Origin of the sequence: Oceanospirillum sediminis, assembly GCF_014164585.1 — a bacterium.
In the GTDB taxonomy this organism is placed as follows: Bacteria; Pseudomonadota; Gammaproteobacteria; order Pseudomonadales; family Halomonadaceae; genus Oceanospirillum; species Oceanospirillum sediminis.
This window is the reverse complement of sequence record NZ_JACJFM010000025.1, coordinates 43,618-60,795: the sequence shown is the minus strand read 5'-3', so window position 1 is coordinate 60,795 and position 17,178 is coordinate 43,618. Positions and strand designations below refer to the sequence as shown.

At 48.4% G+C, this 17,178-nt stretch carries 16 protein-coding genes; 8 read left to right on the top strand and 8 right to left on the bottom strand.

Translation table 11 applies throughout. The annotated features are described in order from the left end of the window. Positions 1-156 precede the first annotated feature (156 nt). On the bottom strand, positions 157-396 hold the full coding sequence (locus H4O21_RS16715; RefSeq protein ID WP_182810020.1) for a hypothetical protein: 240 nt from the start codon (positions 394-396) through the stop codon (positions 157-159). Positions 397-731: 335 nt separating this feature from the next. Here H4O21_RS16715 and H4O21_RS16710 point away from each other — a divergent pair, with 335 nt between their 5' ends. Genes H4O21_RS16710 through H4O21_RS16695 form a run of 4 tightly spaced genes read left to right on the top strand, consistent with a single transcriptional unit; the run spans position 732 to position 3,783 of the window. Further along, complete coding sequence (locus H4O21_RS16710; RefSeq protein ID WP_182810019.1) at positions 732-1,505, top strand: ABC transporter ATP-binding protein; 774 nt, start codon at positions 732-734, stop codon at positions 1,503-1,505. A gap of 49 nt (positions 1,506-1,554) precedes the next feature. Beyond that, positions 1,555-2,304: an ABC transporter substrate-binding protein gene (locus H4O21_RS16705; protein ID WP_182810018.1), complete on the top strand. Its 750-nt coding sequence runs from the start codon at positions 1,555-1,557 to the stop codon at positions 2,302-2,304. Positions 2,305-2,326: 22 nt separating this feature from the next. Continuing rightward, positions 2,327-3,061: an ABC transporter permease gene (locus H4O21_RS16700; protein WP_305082233.1), complete on the top strand. Its 735-nt coding sequence runs from the start codon at positions 2,327-2,329 to the stop codon at positions 3,059-3,061. Beyond that, complete coding sequence (locus tag H4O21_RS16695) at positions 3,061-3,783, top strand: ABC transporter permease (RefSeq protein ID WP_182810017.1); 723 nt, start codon at positions 3,061-3,063, stop codon at positions 3,781-3,783. The genes H4O21_RS16700 and H4O21_RS16695 overlap by 1 nt, the downstream gene beginning before the upstream one ends. Before the next feature lie 122 nt (positions 3,784-3,905). Here H4O21_RS16695 and H4O21_RS16690 read toward each other — a convergent pair whose 3' ends face one another. Further along, positions 3,906-5,084, bottom strand: coding sequence for an MFS transporter (locus H4O21_RS16690; RefSeq protein ID WP_182810016.1), 1,179 nt, complete (start codon positions 5,082-5,084; stop codon positions 3,906-3,908). A gap of 281 nt (positions 5,085-5,365) precedes the next feature. Next, positions 5,366-7,333, bottom strand: a complete 1,968-nt coding sequence (locus H4O21_RS16685; protein WP_182810015.1) for a HAMP domain-containing methyl-accepting chemotaxis protein — start codon at positions 7,331-7,333, stop codon at positions 5,366-5,368. Positions 7,334-7,576: 243 nt separating this feature from the next. Between H4O21_RS16685 and trmH the strand changes: the two genes are divergently transcribed. After that, complete coding sequence (gene trmH / locus H4O21_RS16680) at positions 7,577-8,290, top strand: tRNA (guanosine(18)-2'-O)-methyltransferase TrmH (RefSeq protein WP_182810014.1); 714 nt, start codon at positions 7,577-7,579, stop codon at positions 8,288-8,290. Between the two features lie 130 nt (positions 8,291-8,420). Next, positions 8,421-9,506: a nitrate/nitrite transporter NrtS gene (nrtS, locus tag H4O21_RS16675; protein WP_182810013.1), complete on the top strand. Its 1,086-nt coding sequence runs from the start codon at positions 8,421-8,423 to the stop codon at positions 9,504-9,506. A gap of 101 nt (positions 9,507-9,607) precedes the next feature. Here nrtS and H4O21_RS16670 read toward each other — a convergent pair whose 3' ends face one another. Further along, positions 9,608-10,030 (bottom strand): hypothetical protein, encoded by a 423-nt coding sequence (locus tag H4O21_RS16670; RefSeq protein WP_182810012.1) that lies wholly within the window; start codon positions 10,028-10,030, stop codon positions 9,608-9,610. Between the two features lie 83 nt (positions 10,031-10,113). Here H4O21_RS16670 and H4O21_RS16665 point away from each other — a divergent pair, with 83 nt between their 5' ends. Beyond that, positions 10,114-11,292: a MalY/PatB family protein gene (locus tag H4O21_RS16665; RefSeq protein ID WP_182810011.1), complete on the top strand. Its 1,179-nt coding sequence runs from the start codon at positions 10,114-10,116 to the stop codon at positions 11,290-11,292. A gap of 88 nt (positions 11,293-11,380) precedes the next feature. Here the strand turns inward: H4O21_RS16665 and H4O21_RS16660 are convergent, their stop codons facing one another. From H4O21_RS16660 to H4O21_RS16650, 3 genes are all read right to left on the bottom strand, one after another. Further along, entirely contained in the window at positions 11,381-12,421 is a 1,041-nt protein-coding gene (locus H4O21_RS16660) for a hypothetical protein (protein WP_182810010.1), read from the bottom strand. Then, positions 12,363-12,752, bottom strand: coding sequence for a hypothetical protein (locus H4O21_RS16655; RefSeq protein ID WP_182810009.1), 390 nt, complete (start codon positions 12,750-12,752; stop codon positions 12,363-12,365). Before H4O21_RS16655 ends, H4O21_RS16660 begins: the two co-directional genes overlap by 59 nt. Positions 12,753-12,984: 232 nt before the next feature. Then, positions 12,985-14,607, bottom strand: a complete 1,623-nt coding sequence (locus H4O21_RS16650) for a methyl-accepting chemotaxis protein (protein WP_182810008.1) — start codon at positions 14,605-14,607, stop codon at positions 12,985-12,987. 442 nt (positions 14,608-15,049) lie between these two features. Here H4O21_RS16650 and H4O21_RS16645 point away from each other — a divergent pair, with 442 nt between their 5' ends. Beyond that, positions 15,050-15,586 (top strand): nucleoside deaminase, encoded by a 537-nt coding sequence (locus tag H4O21_RS16645; protein WP_182810007.1) that lies wholly within the window; start codon positions 15,050-15,052, stop codon positions 15,584-15,586. Between the two features lie 122 nt (positions 15,587-15,708). Here the strand turns inward: H4O21_RS16645 and H4O21_RS16640 are convergent, their stop codons facing one another. Beyond that, the gene (locus tag H4O21_RS16640; RefSeq protein WP_182810006.1) at positions 15,709-16,974 is read right to left on the bottom strand and encodes a ribonucleotide-diphosphate reductase subunit beta; all 1,266 of its coding nucleotides are present in this window, start codon (positions 16,972-16,974) and stop codon (positions 15,709-15,711) included. Between the last annotated feature and the right edge of the window lie 204 nt (positions 16,975-17,178).

Genomic DNA, 17,178 nt, shown 5'->3' with positions numbered 1-17,178 from the left:
ACAATATGTTTATTTTCTACCGGTGGTCCTGACCGTTGCTCATTGTTACCCGATGGAGCTTATTCGTACAGAAACAATGAGTATCCGGACTTATTTTCTGTGTTTTAAAGCAAATAACGTACCTGATCCGCTACACAGAATCAGACCGTGTCAGTGCTATAAAGATCCCTCATCCAGAAAAGCAAAAGTAATAAAACAGCATAAGAGAGTAAGAATCGTGATCAATGCTGGTACCGGCCAGATCAGAGCGATGATGCCGCCACCAATCCAGAGGTCTTTGATGCGGTTTCTGCGAACCTGATAGCGTCGGGTAAAGCCTCTGCGATAGAAGTGTTTTTCATCCGGGGTTCTGTTGCGCATCCATGGCAGAACAAACCAGTCTGATATGCGTTTCATGAAACCTCCCGGTCATTATTATGTCAACAGCGGTACATCTTATTTTAACACTCTGGGAGCTTTTGCAGATATTCACATTCGCCATGATGACTCTGTAAGTATTTATTTACAGAGAAAATTTCTCATATTTATTCCCGTTAGCAGTGATTGTCTCTGCCTCTGTCTGATATTCAGGATTATCTGTTTTTTCTGGATCGGGTTAGTAAAGGTATTCTTTTTGCTGATTCTCAGGCAGATATGCAGAAAAATAGTCTGGAAGGAATGGTACAATTGCTTTAAAAATGTAACTTTGGTCTAATGTTAAGCTTATAACCAAAACCGGAATTAACCTTCACATGTCTGATGCATCTGTCGCTCTGGAAATCAGAGATCTTCATAAAAGTTATGGCTCTTTAGAAGTACTCAAAGGCATCTCTCTTCAGGCGAGAGATGGTGATGTTATCTCTATTCTGGGGTCCAGTGGATCAGGCAAAAGTACCTTTCTGCGTTGTATTAATCTGCTGGAAGCACCGTCTTCTGGTTTGATCTCCATGGCGGGTGAGCAGCTCAGACTGAAAAAAGGAAAAGCAGGCGATTTAGAAGCGGCGGACCAGAAACAGCTGGAACGTATGCGTGCTGGTATTGGCTTTGTTTTCCAGAATTTTAATCTGTGGCCTCATATGACCATTCTGGAAAATATCATTGAAGCTCCCATCAGCGTTTTAAAGCGCAGTAAGGACGAAGCGATTGCCCGAGCCGAAGAGTTGCTGAAAAAAGTAGGCTTATTTGAAAAGCGCCATAACTATCCCAGCCAGCTTTCAGGTGGTCAGCAGCAGCGTATAGCCATTGCCCGTACGCTGGCAATGGACCCTCAGGTATTGCTGTTTGATGAGCCAACTTCAGCTCTGGATCCGGAGCTGGTTAATGAGGTGCTTAATGTGATGCGTGATCTGGCATCAGAAGGGCGAACTATGCTGATCGTAACGCACGAAATGCGTTTTGCCCGTGATGTTTCTTCTCAGATCGTATTCTTACATCAGGGGCGTGTCGAAGAGATCGGGCCTCCTGAGCAGGTTTTTGGAAATCCGAATTCGGAGCGCTGCCGGGAGTTTCTCAGCAGTCATCTCTGAACATACTCAGTATGAATTAAAAAAATAATATCCCATAGAGGAAGACACAATGAGTCTGAAGAAAGCACTGGCTGCTGCAACCCTGGTTGCCGCAACTGTATCCGCCCCTTTTGCAATGGCCGCAGATAAGGTTCGTATTGCGACAGAGGGCGCTTATGCTCCGTTTAACTTTATTGATGAGTCCGGCAAGCTGAAAGGCTTTGACGTTGATATTGCCAACGCGCTGTGTGAGAAAATGAAAGCGGACTGTACGATTGTTGCTCAGGATTGGGATGGCATTATTCCTGGTCTGATGGCACGTAAGTATGATGCGGTTATCGCCAGCATGTCTATCACACCAGAGCGTAGCCGTGTTGTTGATTTTTCTGAGCCATACTATTCCAACAGCCTGATTTTTGTTGCGCCTAAGAGCAGCAAGTTCTCTCCAAAGAGTGTAGACGGTAAAGTGATTGGTGCTCAGCGTGCCACGATTGCCGGTCAGTATCTGGAAGATAATCTGGCAGATAAAGTCACGGTTAAGCTGTACGATACTCAGGATAATGCTTACCTGGATCTGGCTTCTGGCCGTCTGGATGCCATTGTATCTGATCAGCTGCCAGCTTATGACTGGCTGCGTTCTGAAGATGGTCAGGCCTTCGAATTTAAAGGTGAAAAGATCGATATTGATGACAAGATCGGTATTGCAATTCGCAAGAATGACAAACTGCGTGAGAAGATGAACAAAGCGCTGCAGGACATTCTGGCGGATGGTACTTATGACAGAATCAATGCGAAGTATTTCCCGTTCTCTATCTATTAATCTGAACCTGTGTTCATAAGCAATGGCCGCTGATGCGGCCATTGCTGTTTATAAATTGGTGTTCTCTATGGATCTGCAAGGTTTCGGTCATCTTCTGGTAGAAGGGGCCTGGGTGACGATTCAGCTGGCACTATGCAGCCTGTTTGTTGGTCTGCTGCTGGGCCTGCTCGGAGCGGCAGCTAAGCTATCCTCTTCTAAAATAGCCAATGCGATAGGTAACGGATATACCCTGTTTGTCAGGGGTATGCCAGAACTGCTGCTGGTGCTGACCATTTTCTTTGGCTCATCGGCTCTGTTGATGGCGATAGCCAGTTTGTTTGGTTATGACGAGTATATTGAGCTCAGTCCGTTTGTCGCTGGTGTGGCAGCATTGAGTATCGCATTCGGGGCCTATGCCACAGAAGTGTTCCGTGGAGCCATGCAGGAAATTCCGAAAGGGCAACGCGAGGCCGCTGTTGCTCTGGGGATGACGGCGTTTCAGACTTTCCGCAGAATCACACTGCCTCAGGTCTGGCGCCTGGCGTTACCTGGTCTGGGCAATCTGTTTCTGGTGTTGCTGAAAGATACCGCACTGGTGTCTGTAATTGGTCTGAATGAACTGATGCGTCAGGCCAGTGTCGCCGTAGGCTATACCAAAGAGCCTTTTACTTTCTATCTGGCTGCAGCAATGGTTTATCTCCTGCTGACCTGTATCTCTATGCTGGGTCTGTATCTGCTGGAACGTCATGCTAATCGTGGCTATCAGGGAGCACGCTGATGAACTGGACCTGGGATGTAATTTTTGAAAACCTGCCAAAGCTGCTTGATGGCGCTTTACTGACCCTTGAGCTGGTGCTGATATCCGGGCTGATTGGCGTCATGCTGTCCTTGCCTCTGGCTTTAATGAGGGTATCCAAACGCCGCTGGCTGCAGGCTTTTCCGTTTGCCTATATTTTCTTTTTCCGGGGAACACCTCTGCTGATCCAGATCTTTCTGGTGTACTACGGAGCTTCACAGTTTGATGTGATCAGAGAATCAGCATTATGGCCTATCCTGCGTGAACCCTACTGGTGTGCCATTATTACCTTTGCTTTGCATACCGCGGCTTATATTGCTGAGTTACTGCGTGGTGCGATTCAGTCTATTCCGAAAGGTGAGATTGAAGCCGCGAAGGCGCTGGGTATGAGTTACCCTCTGATGCTGCGACGTATTATCCTGCCTCGGGCTTTTGGTATCATGATGCCGGCTTATGGTAATGAAGTGATTCTGATGCTGAAGGGCAGTGCTCTGGCCAGTACCATTACTCTGCTGGACCTGACCGGGATGGCCCGAACTATTATTGCCAGAACATATACACCTCTGGAGATTTTTCTGGCGGCCGGTATCATCTATCTGATTATCAGTGCGCTGATTATCGGTCTGTTCCGCATGCTGGAAAATCATTTTAACCGCCATCAGCAGGCCAGAGAAAAACCGCAGGATCTGGACGCCCAGCATTGATCTGTTTGTTATCTGGCCTGCTATGGCAGGCCAGATCGGTTCCTTTTTATCACGCCTGAATCACTTTGCCTGATGCTGGCATTTCTCCTGACTGACTGCAAAAACTTGTCTCTTTCTGCCTGTTATTGCTTACTGTTCCAGGTGATAAGAATGCTGCAGGAAACCAGTATCAACACCATAGTCACCACGCCTGGCCATTGCCATTGAGACCAGATATAACCTCCGCTGGCTCCCAGTACGCTGGAACCCACGTAGTAGAATAAAAGGTACAGGGCTGAAGCCTGTGCTTTAAACGATTGTGCCTGCTGGCCACACCAGCTGCTGACAACAGAGTGAGCACCAAAAAAACCAAAAGTATATAAAGCCATTGCCAGTATGATCAGGCTCAGTGAAGTGGCTAGCGACAGCAGGGTGCCGGATAACATCAGTGCCAGGCAAATCAGTAAAATATTTCTGGCACCGTATTTATCGGCTTTACTGCCCAGCCAGATTGAACTGAATATTCCGGTCAGATAAATGCTGAATAGCCATCCGATCTGACCATCGCTCATCAGATAAGGGGACTGATGTAAACGAAAGCCCAGATAGTTATACAGAGTCACCAGTCCTCCCATCAGAAGAAAACCATGCATAAATCGCCCGAGCTGATCTGGCCGTTGCAGATGGAAGCTGAAGCCCTGACGCATTTCTGCCAGTGAGGCACTTCGTCTGTCAAAGTGTCGGGAAGGGGGCAGGGCGATGGCAAAAATCAGCGTACAAAGACTACTGATTATCGCCAGTATCAGAAGGGCGGCAGACCATGAAAAAAGCTCGGTCAGGGTGCCTGTCACAATGCGTCCCATCATACCGCCAATCGCCGTTCCACTGACATAAAGCCCCATAGCCAGTCCACGGCAGTTTGCCGCAAATTCTTCCCCGACATAAGTCATGGCGATAGCTGCCAGTCCGGCCAGGCTGAAACCCTGAACTGCCCGGAACAGAAGTAGCCACAGATAGTGCTGACTGGCAGCGATTGCAAAGCCGGATAAGGCTGTCAGTATCAGGGAAGTCAACATGACTGACTTGCGTCCGGCATGGTCAGATAGCATCGGAGTGATCAGCAGAGCCAGGGCCAGTGCGGCTGTTGAAACCGACAGGCTCAGACTGGCACTGGCCGGAGAGATCCCGAATTCCCGGGCAAATAATGGCAGCAATGCCTGTGTACTGTACAGATTAGCAAAGGTGACAAAAGCGCCAATAGATAAGGCAAGGCTGGCCCGCCAGAAGTCGGGGCTGCGACGCTGAATAAAGTGTTCGGACACGTTGTTGACTCCGGGGTAATGGTCTGATGTATGCCCTGACTTGAAATTGGATAAGACTTCTTTAGTAAGCCGTTCATAAAGGTCAGGAGCCGGGTGTCTCAGAGAGAGTCATGAAATGGGCTGGCTTTTGCAGAATGAAATACAGAACTTTCCTGGTGTTCTTCAAGTGCCGGTTGTTCTGAATATTTATTATGATAAGGCGAATCAAAATACTACCGATTCGGAATCGGGTCAATATCAGCAGGGCAGTGTATCACACTACCCTTGCCTGATAGCTGCAATCAGTCAATTCGGAACTGATGGGTAATATGCTGTAACTGTCGGGTCAGTTCATTCAGCAGGCTACTGGCTCTGGCCCGTTCTTCTGTTGCCAGTCTGTTCTCATCCAGAGTCTGTTGCAGAGTCTGGCTCTGTATCTGTAAGGCCTGCACCTGTTGTTGCTGTTGATCTGACTGGTCTGCAATGGCCTGAATCTGTGCCCTGGCGTGTTGAGCATGATCCGCAATTTTATCCAGAGTCGTCCGGGTTGTGTCGGCCTGTTGGCGGCAGTGACCTGAGTGATCTTGCAGTTGTTCCATTGTCTGGCAGGTCTGCTGCACATCGGTGGCCATCTGCTCGATGATCCCGGTAATCTGCTGAGTCATCTCATGAGTCCGGCCTGACAGATGCCTTACTTCATCGGCTACAACAGCAAAGCCTCTGCCATGCTCTCCTGCTCTGGCTGCTTCAATGGCCGCATTCAGTGCCAGCAGACTGGTCTGATCGGCCAGGCCCTGAATATCATCTGTAATATCGTTAATTTGTCCGGCCCTGGTGTTCAATTGTTGAACCTGGTCGGCACAGGCTTCCAGATGCCGGGATAATTCATGCAGGGAGTGATTGGTTTGTTCAATGCGCTGCTGGCCGGTCAGAGCTACTTGCTCAGTTTCTGTGCTGGTATTTCTGGCTTGATCGGCATTCTGGCTGACATGGTCGATTTGCTGACCCAGCTGCTGGATCGCTTCATTAATGGAATAAACGCTGTTTTGCTGGTGGCGGGCATTGACGACACTCTGTTCACTGTTTGCTGCCAGCTGACTACTGGCACTGGCCAGATTGTCCGCAGCTTCTGTCAGCTGGTGCATCAGCCCCTGCAGTTTTTTCATAAAACGGTTAAACGCCCGTGAGATCAGATTGAGTTCTTTGCCTCCCTGATCTGGCAGGCGGGAAGTCAGGTCTCCATCACCAGATGCAATATCATTCAGGTGTCTGTTCAGGCGGGTTAGCACCTTGCGGACACTCTGGCTGATGACCAGTGCCAGCAGTAGTCCGGTAATCGCTGCAATAGCGCTGGCGCTGATCAGCCCGGTCCGGGTCTGGCTGGTCAGCGCTTGTACCGTCCGGGTCGTATCACCCAGTAAGCCAACAATACCCTGATTCAGTTGTTGGGCAGCCTGTGTCATATGAGTGCTGGTTTTATCCAGCTGCTGTTGCAATGTGATGCCTTGTGTTGTCAGTGTCCGGGCATCAAGCATAATCACAGACATATCCTTCAGAGCCTGATTCAGCTGGTTAACGCGGCGCATTAAGCGAGGTTCCAGTCCGGATTGCTGCAGATGCATCAGGAAGGCCTCGGCTTCTGCCAGATAAAAATCAGCTTCTGCAATCTGATCGGCGCTGCGTTCTGCCAGATACTGATGCAGATAAATACGGGTTTGCTGGAAATTACTCTGTAGCTGACTGGCAGGCAGAATCAGCTCGTCTTTATGATCTGTGATTGCCAGATCGATCAGCTTGCTGATGGCTCTGTCGACACCCCGTGCAATAGATTCCAGATTCTCTTTAAGATTTTGTTGCTGGTTTATCAGATCAACCAGTTGGTGGCTGAACAATGAGGAATAATCCTGACTCAGCTGTTGGATATTACCTAATACTGTCTGCTGTTCTGGTGTCGTCAGCCAGGGAGCCAGTTTTTGTAACTCCTGACTGAAGGCTTGTTCACTCAGAGCAAACTGTTCCAGTTGTTCTGGTCGAGGCATGCGCTGGTAGTTCAGAACCAGAATACGTTGATCAGACAGATAGTGACTGACTGCCTGAGCCTGTTCTGTCACTGGAGCGATCTGAGTCGTTGCTTCTGTAACATCCCTGTCAATTTTTTGCAGAGATATGAGAGCAATAACGCTGACGGAGATTAGCAGTAGCAGTATGGTGACGGGTGAGATCAGCATACGGCTGGTAATAGAAAGCTGACTGAGTCTTAGCTTATGCATAGTAATCTTATTATTTGACAGGGTTTGACTAAAGTCGGAGAGGAAAGGGGGATATATTACGCATGAATCAGGCGACAAGTGTAATAAATTGTTAACCTGACAGAGCTTTTCACCGAAAAGCCGGAGGCTTCTGGTTCATACTGCACAAGGAAGCGGGTATGATTGCGTCCCTGTGATTTTTACCTGTGTTCTGGCAGCCTTACGTCCCTGTACGGTCTGTCTGCTGCTTTCACGAGGCCTGTTGTGACCCCTGAGCGTTTTGCCAAAATTAAAGAAGTACTGAATCGTCGTCAACCTGATCTGACCGTGATTACTGATAATGTCCATAAATCCCGTAACCTGTCTGCTATCGTGCGTACCTGTGACGCAGTGGGTATTTCCCATGTGCACTCTGCTGATCCGGATGATGGTTTCGGAACATATCATGGCACGGCAAAAGGCAGCCATCGCTGGGTGAATGTCAGTATTCACGAAGGCGTTGAAAAGCCGATACAGATGCTACAAGAGCAGGGTTTTAAGGTTTACGCTGCTACTCTGACTGACAGAGCGGTGGATTATCGTACTCTGGATTACACTCAGCCCTGCGCTATTTTATTAGGCGCTGAGAAGTTTGGTGTCAGTGATACGGCGGCAGATCTGGCTGACGAACATATTATTGTTCCTATGATGGGGATGGTGGAATCATTCAATGTATCGGTTGCCGGAGCAATTATTCTGGCGGAGGCACAGCGACAGCGCAGTCTGGCCAATATGTATTCTGAATCCAGAATGGACCCTCAGGAGTACCAGAAAACGCTGTTTGAGTGGGCGCAGCCTCAGATTGCCCGTTTCTGTCAGGAGCGCCGTCTGGCATATCCTGAACTGGCGGAGGATGGTGAAATTGTCGAACCGTCTAAGTGGTATCAGGAAGTGCGGGAGATACGGGCAGAGCGTAAGCGGCATAAAATGCAGCTGTAGCTTAATATCCTGTTATCAGAGCGTAATCTGTTCTGTGCTACAAATTCTGTACAAAAGGTTCTAATCTGTTGTCATGCGGATCTGCTAAGGTGGTCCGCAATTTTTCTCTGCAGATAGAAAGGATTGCGTTATGTCTGATGATCAGGCCCCCGGGCTTTTTGACTCTGTTATTCTGATTAAAGCTATCAAAATTTCCGTTATTGTCGGAACGTTACTGAATTTGATTAATCAGGGCGATGTGCTCTGGGGGGATGCCACTTTCAGTATCTTTCCAGCACTTCTGACCTACCTTGTACCTTTTTGTGTGTCTTTATTCAGCGCCCATTCCAGCCTGAAGCATGCCTGGGAAAAACAGCAGGCCAGATCGGCAGATCAGCTTCAGCAGTCTTCCTATACCAGAATGATGCCGATGATTGAGGCATTAAAAAGCTCTGCACAGGGTGTCTGTGGTAATGCGATGAATGTGAATGAGCGCTCCAAAGCCAGAGTAGCCTTTGCTGATGAAGCCGCGGCTCTGTCACGTTCCGTGTCTGATGATTCTGGCCGGGTCAGTGGTGAAGTTGAGACTGCGTCAGAGCAGATTGTGGCTCTGGGAACTCAACTGGCAGAGTTGAACCGTCAGAACGAAAGCTTTACCCGGGAGTTTGAACAGGCATCTAAATGGGCCAGAGAGCTGCTGGCAGATACTCAGAAGTTTACGTCTGAATTTGAAAAAGTTGAGAATATTGCCTCAACCATTACCGGGATTGCTGAACAGACCAATCTGCTGGCATTGAATGCCTCCATTGAGGCTGCCCGTGCCGGGGAAGCGGGCAGGGGCTTTGCCGTTGTGGCGGATGAGGTTAAGAGCCTGGCGAATAAGTCCGGTGAGTATGCCGGAGAAATTAACAGCCTGATGGCAGTACTGAGTAAAGCCAGCCAGGAGCTGTCGGATAAAGTGGTGCACTTTTCAGAAACGATGGATGAGCTGCTGCAACAACGTAATGATGACAGTATTCAGCTTATTGAAGCTTCTATCCTTTCGCTTAAAGGCACAATGAGCAGCGTGGCAGATATGGCAAATGGCCAGATTGGACAGATGCAATCTGTCGTAGAGAAAGTTGAGCAGATGGCCAGTGATGCTCAGGCTGCGGTAGAAGGCTCGGCGACGAATATGGGGTTAAGTCAGCAAATTGCAGAGCAGCTGGTGGAACTGGACAGACTGAGTCGTCATTAAGTCAGTGTTGTTTATTTTTAATGCAGGTAGCAGATAAGGCCGGGTGTTCAGCCTTATCTGTGTTCGTTTCCGATAAGTCAGTCATCCCTGTCGATACAGGATTAATGCTGTACCACACTGATATCTGATTGCTGCTGCTGGTTTCTGAGCTGTTGCAGTGCGATTTCAGCGTCTGCATGGTTAAAACGTTCCGGGAGCAGGCTAATCTGTTGTTCTGGTCCTGCCTGTTTATGAATCTTCTGCCAGCTGGTCAGCCATTGTTGCCATTGCTCAGGTGTTTCCGGCCCCGGGAAAGATGGCATCTGACTTAATAGCCAGGTTGCGGCCAGTTCAAAAGCCTGAATTTCTCCACTGCCCAGTGCGTCCGATAAGGTGCCTTCACATAAACGGTCGTGAATATCACGAGCCAGCCAGCCTTTCAGACCTGCGGTATTGGCCAGTACCCGGATAAGCAGAGCTTCATCACCATCGGCCCGTTGGAACCATGCTGTCAGGGCATACAGATCATCTGGTATCTGTGTCATTGTCAGAGATCTCCTCTGTATATATTTTGCTGGCTGCAGTATAACAATTGTTGAGTAAAAGCCCAGGTTATTAAGGATCAATTATGTCGAACCCGGTTTCTGAAACGTCTCACAACTTTGATCAGATACTTCGTCGGGATCAGACCGACAGTATTAAATGGCAGCGTTATCAGGGTCAGGATGTTATCCCTATGTGGATTGCTGATATGGATTTTGCTTCACCGGATGCTGTGATTCAGGCCTTACAAAGCCGGGTTGCTGAGGGGGTATTTGGTTATGGTTCAGTCAGCTCATCGATGAAAGACGCTTTATGTGGCTGGTATGCCCGGCATCATAACTGGGTGATTACCCCGGAATCCATTGTCTGGTTGCCAGGTCTGGTCTGTGGATTACATGCTGTTGCCCGTGCATTTGCGCCAGCCGGGCAGTCTGTGATGACTCATACGCCGGTATACCCTCCTTTTCTGAAACTGGCTGAGCGAAATCAGAATCACCTGCAGACTGTTGCAATGCGTGAGCCTGATGCTATTACTGCACAATGGACTCTGGATATTGAGGCGATGCAGGCGGCCTGTACGTCAGATACCCGATTATTTATGTTCTGTAATCCCCACAATCCCACTGGCCGGGTTTTTACAGAATATGAATTGCAGCAGATTGCTGATTTTTGCCTGGAAAATAATCTGCTGATCTGTTCCGACGAAATTCATTGTGATCTGGTACTGGATCAGGATAAGACTCATCGGCCTGTTGCGGCACTGAATGATCAGATTGCCGCGCGTTCGGTAACACTGGTTGCTCCCAGTAAGACCTTTAACATTGCGGGGCTGGCCTGTTCTGCAGCCATTATTCCTGACCGTAAACTGAGACAGCAATTTAAACAATCGATTCAGGGTTTTTTGCCAGAAGTTAATATTCTGGGGTTAGTGGCTGCCGAAGCGGCTTTTCAGCAGGGGGATAGTTGGAGATGCCAGCTGATAGACTACCTTCGTCAGAACCGCCAGCAATTAAAGCAATGGGTTGATTCCCGGCCAGAGCTGTCGATGGCTGCGCCTGAAGCCACTTATCTGGGGTGGATTGATTGTCGGACTCTGGAGCAGGAGGTTCCGGCACGTTATCTGTTAAACGAGTCGGGTGTAGCGTTATCAGAAGGAGCTGATTTTGGCTTGCCCGGATTTGTCCGCATTAACTTTGGTTGCCCGGCAGCTCAGCTTGAAGAAGCCCTGCAACGACTGGATCGGGCTTTAACAACCAGATGCTGACTTTAGTTGTCTGAGCCATACCAGGCTGGCCTGGTATGGTTTGTAGCGCTGTTAACAGAGTGCTATAGCGGGGGCTGCCCGGAACAAATCAGTATTGAGAACCAAATTTGGCTTCCAGCTGTAATGTCAGGCTGAGATCCCGTTTATAGTCATTGTCAGAGCTGTGTTTATCTGCAGGAATTACACTGAAAAATAGCCAGTTTTCATGAATTCTTCGACGCAGGCTGGCAGAAATCTCCACAGTATCAACCGGATCATCAATATCATCGTGAGAGTAGAATGACAGGTTGTAAGAAACGCGCAGATCGTCTGATAAACGATTGCTCAGTTGCCAGCCGTGGTTGTAATAGCTTGTTTCAGGCGTCAGATATACTCCGAAGTTCGTACTGTTTTGTAGCAGCAGAGTGTCTGATAAACGTTTCTGGCTATGCAGGCCCAGTCCTACAGCAAAATCATTTTTATGGCTCCAGAATACTGTGGGTTCAGGACGAACCTGCCAGCCATTAGGGAACTGATAGGTTTTACGTACCCTGAGGGTGCTGACCGGTTCTGCATCGGTATTATCGAAAGCAAATCCCGTATCTATAATCGTTTGCCAGGGAGAAGTTTCTTTTTGATGGATATAACGGAAATAGATACCGGCTTTACTGGATCGGATAAACTGCTCTGATGAGCGACTGTCCCCTCTGTCATGTACAGAGGTATTATCATTGTCGCCGTAGTTATCTTCTTTTTGCGCCCGAACCAGCAGCTGTAACTTTTCTTCAGTGGATGGCAGATCGGCTCGAAAAGATACTTCACCAAACAGGCTGGCTTCGTTCTTATCATCCAGATAGATACCGCTACGCAGGATAAGTACGCTATCGTTGATCTGGTTTTTATCCGGTGCTCCGAAAAGAGAGTCCAGGGTGTTGCCAATGGTATTGGCTGTTTCCCCCAGCAGGTTTCTGCCATCCATAATATTGGCAGGCAAATAAGCCTGTCCGTTATCAGCTTTCAGCTGGCTGGATAAGCAAGCCGTTATCAGCAGTGTCAGGCTTCGTATCGGGAGATTCTGCAGGCAGGTGGCCTCAGGCTGAATCCTGTTTTTTGTTGCCAGCTTTCTGGCGGGTGGTGTGTATTGCTCCATTACCCGATTTAGCCCTTACTTTATTAACCAGATTAAAACCTTTTTTCTTTAACTGCTTTTCCTGCCAGCCCATAGCGCTCATGCCTGACCAGAGTGGAAGCAGAACACCCAGAGCGACAAATGTCAGTGCCAGCATCTGGAGATTCATTCGCCCTGCAGTCACAATACCTGCAATACAGGCGATCCAGCCGATCAGAAGCAAAAAGCTGGGGCCCCATAAGCTGTTTGACATAGTCCAGAATAGATTCATCATAGCTGCAGACCAGTTAAATCCTGAGGTGATTGCCGCATATCCCTGGGTTGGATGATGGTATACCCGATAAACCTGCATAACAATTCTCTGTATATGTGGAAAATGTATCATACATGAGTAATAGCAGAGCTTTAATGGAAAAGCTGTCACAAAATGAGAAACAACGGCCAGGATCAATATTCAAAGTGACTTGCTGGCAGGTGGGCGCAGACTAAATTGTTTGAGTATGAATATGGGGGGATATCGGATAAATACCGATTGAGCCTGAAATAAAGGCCCGGACAGTACGCCGGACCTTTATTGAGCAGGATCAGTTCAGTCTGAAGGCGCTGAGTCTGCCTCTTAATGTATCTGCCATACCTGCAATTTGCTGGCTGCTCAGAGTGATGGTGCCGGTCCTGTCCAGAACGTCCTGTGAAATATCCCGGATACCGGTCAGATTATTATTAATCTCCTCGGCAACACAGCCTTGCTGCTCAGCGGCTGAGGCAATCTGAGTACTCATATCGCTGACCTGACTGATATGGCTGACGATACGATTCAGATCACTGCCAGCCTGGCTCATCAGGTCGACACTCTGACGGGCCTGCTCCTGACTTTGGGACATGCTGTTGCTGGCGGCTTCTGCCCTGCGTTGCAGCTGTTCAATAATATTTTCGATCTCTCCGGTGGAGCCTTGTGTCCGGCTGGCCAGATTGCGTACTTCATCTGCTACCACGGCAAAGCCTCGCCCGGCTTCTCCGGCCCTGGCGGCTTCAATGGCTGCATTCAGGGCCAGCAGGTTGGTCTGTTCTGAGATTTCCCGGATAACACTGATGACATTGCCAATCTGATCCGTTTGTTCGCTCAGCTGATTCATGACATTGCTGGCATTAGCCACGTTACTGGCCAGCGAGTTGATAGCATTGACGGTTTCACCTACTTCCTGCTGGCTGGTGCTGGCTTCCTGACGAGCTGCCTGAGTTGTACTGGCAGTATCAACGGCATTTCTGGCCACTTCCTGTATCGTGCTGGACATCTCTTCCATCGCTGAAGCCAGCTTATCAACTTCATGGAACTGACGGTCCATACCATTACGGGTTTCTTCGGTGTTGTGGTGCATTTCACTGGTATGGGTTCTCAGCTGATCAGCGGCCAGCTCGACATCGGTCAGGATATCCTTCAGTGAGCGTGTCATAGAATCCACTTCTCTGGCCAGTTGACCTATTTCATCTTTACGGGTCAGCCCAACCTGATGTGTCAGGTCACCCCCTGCAATAAAGCGAACGGTTTCCAGTACTTTATTCAGTGGTTGAGTAATGCTGCGCACCATGACCCAGCTGCCCCAGACCGCCAGTGTCAGCAGTAACAACTGGAAAAGGAGAGATTCAGTCAGTGCAGCCCAGAAAATATCAGCTACATCACTCAGATAAACCCCACTTCCCACAACCCAGCCCCAGGGTTTGAAGCCTTTCACAAAGGAGACTTTATCTTTGGGTTCTTTGAACTGAGGGCCTTTGTAAGTGTATTCAACAAAGCCTTCGCCTTGTGATTTAACCACTTGTACCATCTCCTGCCAGTGGTGTTTACCTGAGGCATCTTTTGAGCTGGTCATGTCTTTTCCGATAATTTTCTTTTTGATCGGATGCATGACCAGTTTATGGTTCATATCATTGACCCAGAAGTATCCGTTTTTTCCATAACGCATACTGGCTATTGCAGCCAGAGCCTGGGCTTTAGCCTGATCTTCCCCCAGTTCAGGGATCTGTTTATAGTAAAAGCCTAACAGGCTGTGTGCGGATTGTACCTGTTCCTGAACCTGAGCCTTGCGTGCTGTCAGCAGTTCATCATACAAGCGATACAGTGAGTTTAATTCTATCAGAGTCAGCGTAGTCAGCATTAATCCGATAAGCAGAGCTAGCTTGCGCCCTACTGGCCAATGACGGATTCCCATGTGATTCCAGTCCTGTAATAGTCATTTTGGTTATTAAGGGTGTAAACATTTATTTTAGTTATGTAATTGGATTGTAACTTGGATGTGATATTCGAACAATTGAGGCAGGACAAGAATCTGAGTGATTACTCTTAATATTAGTTTTATTTAAATTAAATAATTCTACAAATATTTGATTAATAATAGCTTTATTGTATTGATGGATCTTTCTGCCAGTTGGTAGTCAGACTAAAGGATGCCCTTATACAGAGCGTTTTCATGTACGCCAGACCCGTATATATCGACTGACTGGCCAGTAATTGCCAGTTTGATCTTAATTTATGCTGATATTATCGGGTCAGGTAGAAAAAATTACTGGTTTAATCATATTGTCTGGTGATGTGATCAGGCATCTTCAGAAAGCTCTATTGATAACATCTGCCAGGCATGAAGGGAGTGACTGATGATCAATCGCACTATTTTCCAGCAGGCTCCAGAGGCAGATTATGAAGATGATATCTGGGCTCGTTTATGTTGTGAGCAGGCTATGCTAGCAGCAGAAGAAAACGGTTATGGCGTTGGTGCTCTTCTGGTGAATGAAGACCTTGATCTGATCACTGAAGCGCATAATAAGGTGTTTTCTGAAGGTTATCAGAGTCAGAGGCATGCAGAGATGGAGCTGATTAATCAGCTGGAGCTGCATTTTGCTGATTTACCCCGGGATAGTCTGACTCTTTATGTTTCCCTCGAACCCTGTCTGATGTGTACCGGACGTATTCTGTTATCAGGTATCAGGCGTGTTCGTTATCTGACCCGTGACCCGGATGGTGGCTTTGCCTGCCATCTGCATCATTTGCCCCCGGCCTGGAAGAATCTGTCCAGTCGTTTATCTGTGGCTCAGGCTCGTGTGCATCCTTTCTGGAAAAAGCTGGCCCGGCAGCTGGCCGAGGAGAATCTGGTTCGAAACAGAGAAAAGGTATTAAAAGCCTGGCGAGGCTGAAGGTAAATACGCAGAGTGATCGTTTCTCAGATGGATTTGATGGCAGGGACTCTGCCCCGGTTGCTGATCACAACCGGAACAGAGTTGTGGGAAATATATCCCATGATCTGTGCTAAGAGATATTAATCCCAGCTCAGAGCACCACCAACCTGATACTCGGTTACACGAGTTTCGAAGAAGTTCTTCTCTTTACGCAGGTCGATAATTTCAGACATCCATGGGAACGGGTTGGTTGCTCCAGGGAACTGTTCTTTCAGGCCCAGCTGCTGCAGGCGGCGATTACAGATAAAGTGCAGATATTCTTCCATAATGCCTGCGTTCATACCCAGAACACCACGTGGCATGGTATCGCGAGCGTATTCAATTTCCAGCTCAGTGCCTTCCAGAATCATCTGAGTCACTTCTTCCTGGAACTCTGATGTCCACAGGTGCGGATTCTCAATTTTGATCTGATTGATCACATCGACACCAAAGTTCAGGTGCATAGATTCGTCACGCAGAATGTACTGGAATTGCTCTGCTACACCCGTCATCTTGTTACGACGACCCATAGACAGAATCTGGCTGAAGCCACAGTAGAAGAAGATGCCTTCGGTCACACAGTAGAAGGCGATCAGATTACGCAGCAGTTCCTGGTCGGTCTCTGGAGTACCGGTCTGGAAGTTCGGGTTAGACAGGGAGTGAGTGTGACTCAGGCTCCAGCTGGCTTTTTTCGCGATGGACGGTACTTCACGGTACATGTTGAATACTTCGCCTTCATCCATACCCAGAGATTCCACGCAGTACTGATAAGCGTGCGTGTGAATCGCTTCTTCAAATGCCTGACGCAGCAGGTACTGACGACACTCTGGGTTGGTGATCAGGCGGTAAACCGCCAGTACCAGGTTGTTCGCAACCAGAGAATCTGCCGTGGAGAAGTAACCCAGAGAGCGCATGACAATCATACGCTCATCTTCAGTCAGACCGTCCCGGCTTTTCCACAGGGCGATATCCGCATTCATGTTGACTTCCTGCGGCATCCAGTGATTTGCAGTACCATCCAGGTATTTCTGCCACGCCCAATCATATTTAAAGGGGACCAGCTGGTTCAGGTCGGCACGACAGTTGATCATACGCTTGTCGTCGACTTCGATACGTGCAGCACCCATTTCCAGATCTTCCAGACCTGGCGCTACATCAATATTTTTAACAGCCTGACGGGCTTTTTCCTGTGCACTCAGGTCGGCTGGCTGGCTGACCTGAACGGCAGCCGTTTCTGGAGCAGGGGACGGAGCAGCAGTCTTAACTGGTGCTGTTGCCTGTGGAGCAGCTTTTGGCTGCGGGGCATAATGTGGTTTTGGTTCTGCGACAGCGGTATCGTCGGAATCAAATTCGTCCCAGCTTAGCATAGTGATTACCTCTGAAAAGATAAGAGATCAGATAACTGATTATTTATACAGTATAGCCCGTATTATACCGAAACTCCGGTTTGCTGCAGTGCTCTGACAGGATAAATCCGGTGATTCTGAAATTGATCTGATCAATCAGCAAAACCAGAGAGCTGTCTTATAACACCCGGATAAAGCACTGAGGCAAACCGTCCCCGGTGGTAT

Coding starts and splice junctions, on each gene's coding strand:
- H4O21_RS16715 (WP_182810020.1), bottom strand. CDS start 396: ATGAAACGCATATCAGACTGGTTTGTTCTGCCATGGATGCGCAACAGA.
- H4O21_RS16710 (WP_182810019.1), top strand. CDS start 732: ATGTCTGATGCATCTGTCGCTCTGGAAATCAGAGATCTTCATAAAAGT.
- H4O21_RS16705 (WP_182810018.1), top strand. CDS start 1,555: ATGAGTCTGAAGAAAGCACTGGCTGCTGCAACCCTGGTTGCCGCAACT.
- H4O21_RS16700 (WP_305082233.1), top strand. CDS start 2,327: ATGGCCGCTGATGCGGCCATTGCTGTTTATAAATTGGTGTTCTCTATG.
- H4O21_RS16695 (WP_182810017.1), top strand. CDS start 3,061: ATGAACTGGACCTGGGATGTAATTTTTGAAAACCTGCCAAAGCTGCTT.
- H4O21_RS16685 (WP_182810015.1), bottom strand. CDS start 7,333: ATGCATAAGCTAAGACTCAGTCAGCTTTCTATTACCAGCCGTATGCTG.
- nrtS (WP_182810013.1), top strand. CDS start 8,421: ATGTCTGATGATCAGGCCCCCGGGCTTTTTGACTCTGTTATTCTGATT.
- H4O21_RS16670 (WP_182810012.1), bottom strand. CDS start 10,030: ATGACACAGATACCAGATGATCTGTATGCCCTGACAGCATGGTTCCAA.
- H4O21_RS16665 (WP_182810011.1), top strand. CDS start 10,114: ATGTCGAACCCGGTTTCTGAAACGTCTCACAACTTTGATCAGATACTT.
- H4O21_RS16660 (WP_182810010.1), bottom strand. CDS start 12,421: ATGGAGCAATACACACCACCCGCCAGAAAGCTGGCAACAAAAAACAGG.
- H4O21_RS16655 (WP_182810009.1), bottom strand. CDS start 12,752: ATGCAGGTTTATCGGGTATACCATCATCCAACCCAGGGATATGCGGCA.
- H4O21_RS16650 (WP_182810008.1), bottom strand. CDS start 14,607: ATGGGAATCCGTCATTGGCCAGTAGGGCGCAAGCTAGCTCTGCTTATC.
- H4O21_RS16645 (WP_182810007.1), top strand. CDS start 15,050: ATGATCAATCGCACTATTTTCCAGCAGGCTCCAGAGGCAGATTATGAA.
- H4O21_RS16640 (WP_182810006.1), bottom strand. CDS start 16,974: ATGCTAAGCTGGGACGAATTTGATTCCGACGATACCGCTGTCGCAGAA.